This is a genomic window from Cupriavidus sp. 05T313 (assembly GCF_056396665.1).
On sequence record NZ_JBFTLX010000342.1, the window covers coordinates 1 to 8,002 of the forward strand.

Annotated in this window: 7 protein-coding genes and 1 pseudogene; 6 read left to right on the forward strand and 2 right to left on the reverse strand. The window is 64.6% G+C overall.

Features of this window, described 5'->3' with window-relative positions; translation table 11 throughout:
- Positions 1–3: 3 nt before the first annotated feature.
- The 5 genes from AC1DKD_RS38115 to AC1DKD_RS38135 all read left to right on the forward strand — a co-directional run bounded on the left by AC1DKD_RS38115 (position 4) and on the right by AC1DKD_RS38135 (position 5,046).
- Positions 4–1,206 carry a branched-chain amino acid ABC transporter substrate-binding protein gene (locus tag AC1DKD_RS38115; RefSeq protein WP_035867344.1) on the forward strand — a complete coding sequence of 401 codons (1,203 nt, stop codon included), beginning with the start codon at positions 4–6 and terminating at the stop codon, positions 1,204–1,206.
- Positions 1,207–1,414: 208 nt separating this feature from the next.
- On the forward strand, positions 1,415–2,350 hold the full coding sequence (locus AC1DKD_RS38120) for a branched-chain amino acid ABC transporter permease (RefSeq protein WP_276287479.1): 936 nt from the start codon (positions 1,415–1,417) through the stop codon (positions 2,348–2,350).
- 13 nt (positions 2,351–2,363) lie between these two features.
- Positions 2,364–3,524, forward strand: a complete 1,161-nt coding sequence (locus tag AC1DKD_RS38125) for an ABC transporter permease subunit (RefSeq protein ID WP_477144478.1) — start codon at positions 2,364–2,366, stop codon at positions 3,522–3,524.
- Between the two features lie 13 nt (positions 3,525–3,537).
- Positions 3,538–4,314, forward strand: coding sequence for an ABC transporter ATP-binding protein (locus tag AC1DKD_RS38130; RefSeq protein ID WP_045237647.1), 777 nt, complete (start codon positions 3,538–3,540; stop codon positions 4,312–4,314).
- 15 nt (positions 4,315–4,329) lie between these two features.
- Positions 4,330–5,046 carry an ABC transporter ATP-binding protein gene (locus tag AC1DKD_RS38135; protein ID WP_441626391.1) on the forward strand — a complete coding sequence of 239 codons (717 nt, stop codon included), beginning with the start codon at positions 4,330–4,332 and terminating at the stop codon, positions 5,044–5,046.
- 102 nt (positions 5,047–5,148) lie between these two features.
- Here AC1DKD_RS38135 and AC1DKD_RS38140 read toward each other — a convergent pair.
- Together AC1DKD_RS38140 and AC1DKD_RS38145 are read right to left on the reverse strand one after the other, a co-directional pair.
- Positions 5,149–6,143 (reverse strand): annotated as a pseudogene (locus AC1DKD_RS38140) (aminotransferase class III-fold pyridoxal phosphate-dependent enzyme).
- Between the two features lie 263 nt (positions 6,144–6,406).
- A complete protein-coding gene (locus tag AC1DKD_RS38145; RefSeq protein ID WP_477144479.1) occupies positions 6,407–7,477 on the reverse strand; it encodes a CDP-6-deoxy-delta-3,4-glucoseen reductase in 1,071 nt (356 codons plus the stop codon).
- Between the two features lie 9 nt (positions 7,478–7,486).
- Here AC1DKD_RS38145 and AC1DKD_RS38150 point away from each other — a divergent pair.
- Positions 7,487–8,002: Rossmann-fold NAD(P)-binding domain-containing protein (locus tag AC1DKD_RS38150; protein WP_477144480.1), on the forward strand; the 516-nt coding region annotated here is incomplete at its 3' end.

Sequence of the window (8,002 nt, forward strand, 5' to 3'; positions counted from 1 at the left end):
CTCATGCAAATCACGTTTGCCAAGATTCTGCCGATCGCAGCCGCAGTGGCGCTGGTTACTGCTTGCGGCAAGAAAGAAGAAAAGCCGGCCGAGCCGGCAGCGTCGGCGCCTGCCGCGGCTGCGCCCGCAGCGGGTGGCGGCGAAGTTGTAGTCAAGATCGGCCACGCGGCACCGCTCACCGGCGGTATCGCTCACCTTGGCAAGGACAACGAAAACGGCGCTCGCCTGGCCGTGGAAGAAGTCAACAAGGCCGGCCTGGAAGTCAACGGCAAGAAGGTCAAGCTCGAACTGGTCGGCGAAGACGATGCGGGCGACCCGAAGACCGGCACCGCCGTGGCGCAGAAGCTGGTGGACGCGAAGGTCGTGGCCGTGGTCGGTCACCTGAATTCGGGCGTATCGATCCCGGCCTCCAAGATCTATAGCGATGCCGGCATCGTGCAGATCTCGCCGTCGTCGACCAACCCCGACTACACCAAGCAAGGGTTCAAGACGACCTTCCGCGTGGTCGCCACCGATGCCCAGCAGGGTCCGGCGCTGGCCAACTACGCCACCAAGAGCCTGCACGCCAAGAGCGTGGCCATCGTTGACGATGCCACTGCCTACGGCAAGGGCCTGGCCGACGAATTCGAGAAGACCGCCAAGGCTTCCGGCGTGAACGTGGTGGCGCGTGAAGCCACCAACGACAAGGCCACCGACTTCAAGGCCATTCTGACCAAGATCAAGGGCAAGAAGCCTGATGTGATCATGTACGGCGGCATGGACGCCACCGGCGGGCCGTTCGCCAAGCAGGCCAAGGAACTCGGCATCACCTCCAAGATCGTTGGCGGCGATGGCGTATGTACCGACAAGGTGGCCGAGCTGGCCGGCGATGCCGTGCAAAACATCATCTGCTCGGAAGCTGGCCTGGCACTGTCGAAGATGGAGCAGGGAGCGGATTTCGACAAGCGCTACCAGGCTCGCTTCAATGCGCCGGTGCAGATCTATGCACCGTTCACCTATGACGCCGTGATGGTCATCGTCGACGCCATGAAGCGCGCCAACTCGACCGAACCGGCGGCCATCCTGGCCGAGATGCCCAAGACGAACTACAAGGGCCTGATCGGCACCATCGCCTTCGATGAAAAGGGCGACATGAAGGAGGGCACCATCACGCTGTACGAGTACAAGGACAAGAAGAAGACCGTCCTTGACGTCGTGAAGATGTAATCCGGGCTTACCGGCCCATCCGAACGGCACCGCGAGTATGTTGCGGTGCCGTTTTTTTAGCCTTGCCTTACATGCAGCATCCTTACCATGGGTGGAGTAGGCAGGCCGCTTACCAGCAAACAACCGCACTACCAAGCCACCCACATATCAACGTCCCCCCGGCATCCACACCATGTCGAGGGAAATTGGACGGAAGCAAGGAGTTTTCATGGATATCCTTATCCAGCAGATCGTGAACGGTCTGGTGCTAGGCAGCATCTATGCGCTGATCGCACTCGGCTACACCATGGTCTACGGCATTCTCGGGATCATCAACTTCGCCCACGGCGACGTCCTGATGATCGGCGCACTGACCGCTTTGACAGCTATCCTGGGATTGCAGAAATTTGCCCCCGGGCTACCCGAATGGCTCACGCTGGTGATCGCGACGCTGATCGCCATGCCGGTCTGCGCCGTGCTGGCGTACACCATCGAGCGGGTGGCCTACCGGCCGTTGCGCAACGCGCCACGGCTGGCCCCGCTGATCACCGCCATTGGCGTTTCCATCATCCTGCAGACCGTGGCGATGATGATCTGGTCGCGTAACCCCCTTACCTTCCCGCAACTGCTGCCCTCGGAGCCGATCGATATCGGTGCCACCGGCGCGACCATCACGGGCAAGGAAATCGTCATCATCGGCATGGCGCTGATGGTGATGGCGGGCCTGCTGACTCTCGTCAACCGCACCAAGCTCGGCCGCGCGATGCGCGCCACCGCCGAGAACCAGAAGGTGGCGGGGCTGATGGGCGTGAACCCGAACTTCGTGATCTCGGCCACCTTCATGATCGGTGCCGCGCTGGCTGCGCTGGCCGGCGTGATGATGGCGACCAACTACGGCAACGCGCACTTCTACATGGGCTTCATCCCGGGCCTGAAGGCGTTCACCGCCGCAGTGCTGGGCGGCATCGGCAACCTGGCGGGCGCCATGGTCGGCGGCATGCTGCTGGGCCTGATCGAAGCGCTGGGCGCCGGCTATATCGGCGATCTCACTGGTGGCGTATTTGGCTCGAACTACCAGGATGTGTTCGCCTTCATCGTGCTGATCATCGTCCTTGTGTTCCGTCCGTCCGGCATCATGGGCGAGCGGGTTTCCGAACGCGCCTGAGGAGAGAGAATCCATGAATACCCCGATTCCATCCCCGGCGGCGCCGGCAGCGCCGCTAACCAAGACCCCGGCCAAGACCATGGCCGCCCTGATGGCCTTCCTGGTGATCGCCCTGTGCGCGCCGTTCCTCGTGCAGACGCTGGGCGGCAACTACTGGGTGCGCGTGCTTGATTTCGCGCTGATCTACATCATGCTGGCGCTCGGCCTGAATATCGTGGTGGGCTTTGCCGGCCTGCTCGACCTCGGCTACATCGCTTTCTACGCCGTAGGGGCGTACATGATGGCCTTGCTGGGCTCGCCCCACCTGGCCAACCAGTTTGAGTGGATCCACCAGCTTTTCCCGAATGGCCTGCACCTTTCCATGTGGTTCGTGCTGCCGTTGGCCGTGCTGGTGGCGGCAACCTTCGGCGTGCTGCTTGGCGCGCCAACGCTCAAGCTGCGCGGCGACTACCTCGCCATCGTGACCCTGGGCTTTGGCGAGATCATCCGCATCTTCCTGAACAACCTCGACCGTCCGCTCAACATCACCAACGGCCCGAAGGGGATCACGGCGGTGGACCCGGTTCACATCTTCGGCTTCGATTTCTCCAAGTCGCACGAGATCTTCGGGCTGAAGTTCACGCCGGTGTTCATGTACTACTACCTGCTGGTGGTGCTGGTGATCGCCATCGTGTTCATCTGCCTGCGCCTGCAGAATTCGCGCATCGGCCGCGCCTTCGTGGCCATCCGCGAAGACGAGATCGCCGCCAAGGCGATGGGCATCAACACCCGCAACATCAAGCTGCTGGCCTTTGCCATGGGTGCGTCGTTTGGTGGTGCCTCGGGCGCGGTGTTCGGCGCCTTCCAGGGCTTTGTCTCGCCTGAGTCGTTCGTGCTGTGGGAGTCCATCTACATCCTCGCCATCGTGGTGCTGGGTGGTATGGGCCACATCCCCGGCGTGATCCTCGGCGGTATCTTGCTGGTGGGTTTCCAGGAACTGCTGCGCGCCGTGGCGGAGCCGGCGCAGAACATGCTCTTCGGCCATACCATCGTCGACGCCGAAGTGCTGCGCCAGTTGCTGTTCGGGCTGGCCCTGGTTGGCGTGATGCTGTATCGCCCGGCMGGCMTSTGGCCGTCGCCGCGCAAGGAAGAYCGSCCGGTGRTSCGCCGSSCGGGCAGCGTTGGCCGTTTCTGACCMGGAGGACATCATGAGCAACGAGAATTTCCTCCTGTCGGTACAGGGGGTCAACAAGCGATTCGGCGGCCTGCAGGCGCTGTCCGATGTGGGCCTGCAGATCAATCCGGGCGAAATCTACGGCCTGATCGGTCCCAACGGGGCCGGCAAGACCACCTTCTTCAACGTGATCACCGGCCTGTACACGCCGGATTCCGGCGAGTTCGTGCTGGGCGGAAAGCCCTACCAGCCCACCGCCGTACACGAAGTCGCCAAGGCGGGCATTGCCCGCACCTTCCAGAACATCCGCCTGTTCGGCGAGATGACCGCGCTGGAAAACGTGATGGTGGGGCGCCATGTGCGCACCAAGGCGGGCCTGCTCGGCGCGGTATTCCGTCCGCCCTCGGTGCGGCGCGAAGAAGAGTCGGTGGAAGACTGGGCGCACGACCTGCTGGAGTATGTCGGCATCGGCAAGTACGCCCACTTCACCTCGCGCAACCTTTCCTACGGCCATCAGCGCCGCCTGGAAATCGCGCGGGCGCTCGCCACCGAGCCAAAGCTGCTGGCGCTGGATGAACCCGCCGCCGGCATGAACGCAACCGAAAAGGTGGAACTGCGTGGCTTGCTCGACAAGATCCGCGCCGACGGCAAGACCATCCTGCTGATCGAGCACGACGTAAAGCTGGTGATGGGCTTGTGCAACCGCCTGACCGTGCTCGACTACGGCAAGGTCATCGCGCAGGGCCTGCCGCACGAAGTTCAGAGCAATCCAGCGGTGATCGAGGCTTACCTCGGTACCCCGGCGCACTGACGGGGGAAACAGACAATGAAACAAACGCTACTGAAGATATCCGGCCTGAAGGTCGCTTACGGCGGCATCCAGGCCGTCAAGGGCATCGACCTCGAGATCCGGGAAGGCGAGCTGGTCACGCTGATCGGTGCCAACGGCGCTGGGAAGACCACCACCATGAAGGCCATCACCGGGCTGCAGGGCTGGGCTGGCGGCGACGTGGAATACATGGGCAAGTCCATCAAGGGCGTGCCCAGCTACACGCTGCTCAAGCAAGGGCTGGCGATGGTGCCGGAAGGGCGCGGCGTGTTCGCGCGCATGACCATCACCGAGAACCTCCAGATGGGCGCGTATACGCGCAATGACGAGGCCGGCATCAAGTCCGACATCGACCGCATGTTCGGCGTCTTCCCGCGCCTGAAAGAGCGTGCCAACCAGCTGGCGGGCACCATGTCGGGCGGCGAACAGCAAATGCTGGCCATGGCGCGCGCGCTGATGAGCCAGCCCAAGCTGCTGCTGCTCGATGAGCCGTCGATGGGGCTGTCGCCGATCATGGTCGCGAAGATCTTCGAGGTGGTGCGCGACGTCTCCGCGCTGGGCGTGACCGTGCTGCTGGTGGAGCAGAATGCGCGGCTGGCGCTGCAGGCCGCGCACCGCGGCTATGTGATGGAATCGGGTCTGGTCACCATGAGCGGCGACGCCAAGGAGATGCTGGACGATCCGAAGGTGCGCGCGGCGTATCTGGGCGAGTGATGCTGCCCGTTTAACTCACGTTTGAAAAAGAAAGCCCCGCAACAGCTTGCGGGGCTTTTTCTTTACGTGTGACCCGGCGATGGGCCGGGCTGCAGATGAGACTCAGGCCAGCTTCTTCAGCAGCGTGCGCAGCTTGCCGATCATCAGGTCGATCTCTTCCGTGGTCACGTTCAGCGCGGGCATGAAGCGCAGCAGGTTGGGGCGCGGCGAGTTCAGCAGCAGGCCTTCCGGCTGCATGTCGCGTGCTTCTTCCACCAGCTGCGGGCCGATGTCCTTGTCGAGCACCAGCGCGCGCAGCAGGCCTTCGCCGCGTTCGCCGCCCAGGCCGAACTCGGACGACAGTGCCAGCAATTGCTCGCGCAGGTAAGCCCCTTTTTCCTGCACGCTTTGCAGGAAGCCGGGCGCGGTCAATTGCGTCATCACGGCGCTGCCGACCGCCGTCATCACCGGATTGCCGTTGTAGGTGCCGCCCTGGTCGCCGGCCTCGAAGCTGGCCACTTCAGCCTTGCACAGCAGCGCCGCCAGCGGCACGCCGCCGCCGATGCCCTTGCCCAGCGTCATGATGTCCGGTTCCACGCCCGACAGCTCATAGGCGAACATCGTGCCGCAGCGCCCGCAGCCGGTCTGCACTTCGTCGACGATGAACAGCAGCTTGTGCTTGTCGGCCAGCTTGCGCAGGCCTTGCATGAATTCGCGCGAGGCGGGGATCACGCCGCCTTCGCCCTGCACCGGCTCCAGCATGATCGCCACGGTCTTGTCGTTGATCAGCTTTTCCACCGATGCCAGGTCGTTCAGGTCGGCCTTGGGGAAGCCCGGCACCTGGGGCGCGAAGATGGTGTCCCAGCCGGCCTTGCCCGACGCGCTCATGGTGGCGAGCGTGCGGCCGTGGAAGCTGTGGTCCATGGTGATGCCACCAGCGCGTCGATCATGCCCTGGTTGGAGTGCCCCAGGCAGTTGACCGCCCAGCCTTGCACGAAGTCCAGGTATCGCTTGCCGTTATGGTCCGTGAGCCACGAGCCCTTGCCTTCGGTAAAGACGAGCTCGGGCCGGTTGGTGATGTACATCAGGGATTGGACGGGGTACTCAGCAAATGCCATGGCGGACTCCAGGGGTCGGCGTGAAACAGGGAAGAGGAGAGCGGAAAAACAAAAAGCCACGGGGGTTGCCCGTGGCTTGTCGACCTGAACAGATGCTATGGACGGTCAGCCGCGAGGCACCCCGGTGGGGAGCAACGTACGGTAGCTGCGTCGATTGATAGCGTAGTTCATGGCGGCCAATATAAGGCGCATGCGCCCGGCTGTCAAAACGAATTTTGGTCGGGCCGGGCATTGTTGCAGCGTGGGGACGGACCGGGTGGCGTTCAGGCCGCCGGTGCCGCCGCCGCGGGGGCCGGGTGCATATCGGCCTCCGAGGTGAACGAGTCGGCGAAGAAGGCGTCTTCGTGCAGGTCGCAGCGCAGGGAAAAGTCCTTGCGCGCGGCATTGATCATCACCGGCGCGCCGCAGGCGTAGACCTCGAAGCCGGACAGGTCCGGGTGGTCTTCCATCACGGCTTCGTGGACGAAGCCCGTGCGGCCGTCCCAGTCGTCGCTGGCCTGCGCGTCGGAGATCACCGGCACGTAGCGGAAGTTGGGCAGATCGCGCGCCCATTGTTCGCACAGCGTGTGCATATAGAGGTCGCGCGGGCGGCGGCCGCCCCAGTACAGCGTCATCGGGCGGGTGATGCCGGTGTAGACCGCATGCTCGACGATGGCCTTGATCGGCGCGAAGCCGGTGCCGGAGGCCAGCAGGATGATGGGCTTGTCGGAATCCTCGCGCAGGAAGAAGCTGCCCAGCGGGCCTTCGAAACGCAGGATGTCGCGCTCCTTCATGGCCGGCTGGCCGTCCTTCGCGCCGAACACGTAGTCGGTGAAGGTACCGCCCGGCATATGGCRGATATGCAGCTCGATCGGGCCTTCCTGATGGGGTGGCGTGGCGATCGAGTAGCTGCGGCGCTTGCCGTCGCGCAGCAGGAATTCAACGTACTGGCCGGCCAGGTACTGCATGCGCTCGGTGGCGGGCAGCTGYAGGCGCGCGACGACGACGTCGTCGGCCACGCGCTCCATCGAGGCGACGCGGCACGGGATCTTCTTGATGGGAATATCGCCGGCGCCATGCACCTCGCGGCATTCGATGGTGACGTCCGAGGTGGCCGTGGCGCAGCAGAACAGCGCGCGGCCCTCGGTTTTCTCCTGCGCGGAAAGCGCGGATGCGGCATGATCGCCCTGGACGATGCCGCCGGCGGTGACACGGCCCTTGCACGATCCGCACGCGCCGTTCTTGCAGCCGTAGGGCAGGCCGATGCTGTGGCGCAGGGCCGCGCTGAGGATGGTTTCGTCCGCGGCCGCTTCGAACTGGCGGCCGCTGGGCATGACGGTWACTTGATAAGCCATRATCACTCTATGAGCMAAAWTCTGTCGCGACGCCGCCTGGGTCGCCCGCGCCTTCTCATCGTCGGCTGTGGGGATGTGGGCACACGTTGCCTGCGTATTCTGTCGACGCGCTGGCGCGTCTTTGCCGTCACTTCGCAGCCGTCCCGCCGCACTGTATTGCGGGACAACGGCGCGGTGCCGCTGGTAGCCGACCTGGACCGGCCCGCCACGCTGGCGCGCCTTGCCGGCCTGGCCGACAGGGTGCTCCACCTGGCGCCGCCACCCGCGCGCGGCGAGGGCGATCCGCGCACGCTGGCGCTGTTGCGCGCATTGCGGCGGGCTGCCTGGCGGCGGTCTCCCGCGCGGGCTGGCGGATGGTCTGCCAAGCCCGACATTCTACCCGAGCGGGGCGGCAGGGGGGCCGCCGCAAGCCCGGCGCGGCGTGTCTTTGTCTACGCCAGCACCTCCGGCGTGTACGGCGACCGCGGCGGCGCCCGGCTGGCGGAATCGCACGCGGTGCGCCCGCAAACCGCGCGCGCCCGGCGC

Excerpts from the sequence above, each read along its gene's own strand:
- AC1DKD_RS38115 (WP_035867344.1), top strand. The coding sequence starts at position 4 with ATGCAAATCACGTTTGCCAAGATTCTGCCGATCGCAGCCGCAGTGGCG.
- AC1DKD_RS38130 (WP_045237647.1), top strand. The coding sequence starts at position 3,538 with ATGAGCAACGAGAATTTCCTCCTGTCGGTACAGGGGGTCAACAAGCGA.
- AC1DKD_RS38120 (WP_276287479.1), top strand. The coding sequence starts at position 1,415 with ATGGATATCCTTATCCAGCAGATCGTGAACGGTCTGGTGCTAGGCAGC.
- AC1DKD_RS38135 (WP_441626391.1), top strand. The coding sequence starts at position 4,330 with ATGAAACAAACGCTACTGAAGATATCCGGCCTGAAGGTCGCTTACGGC.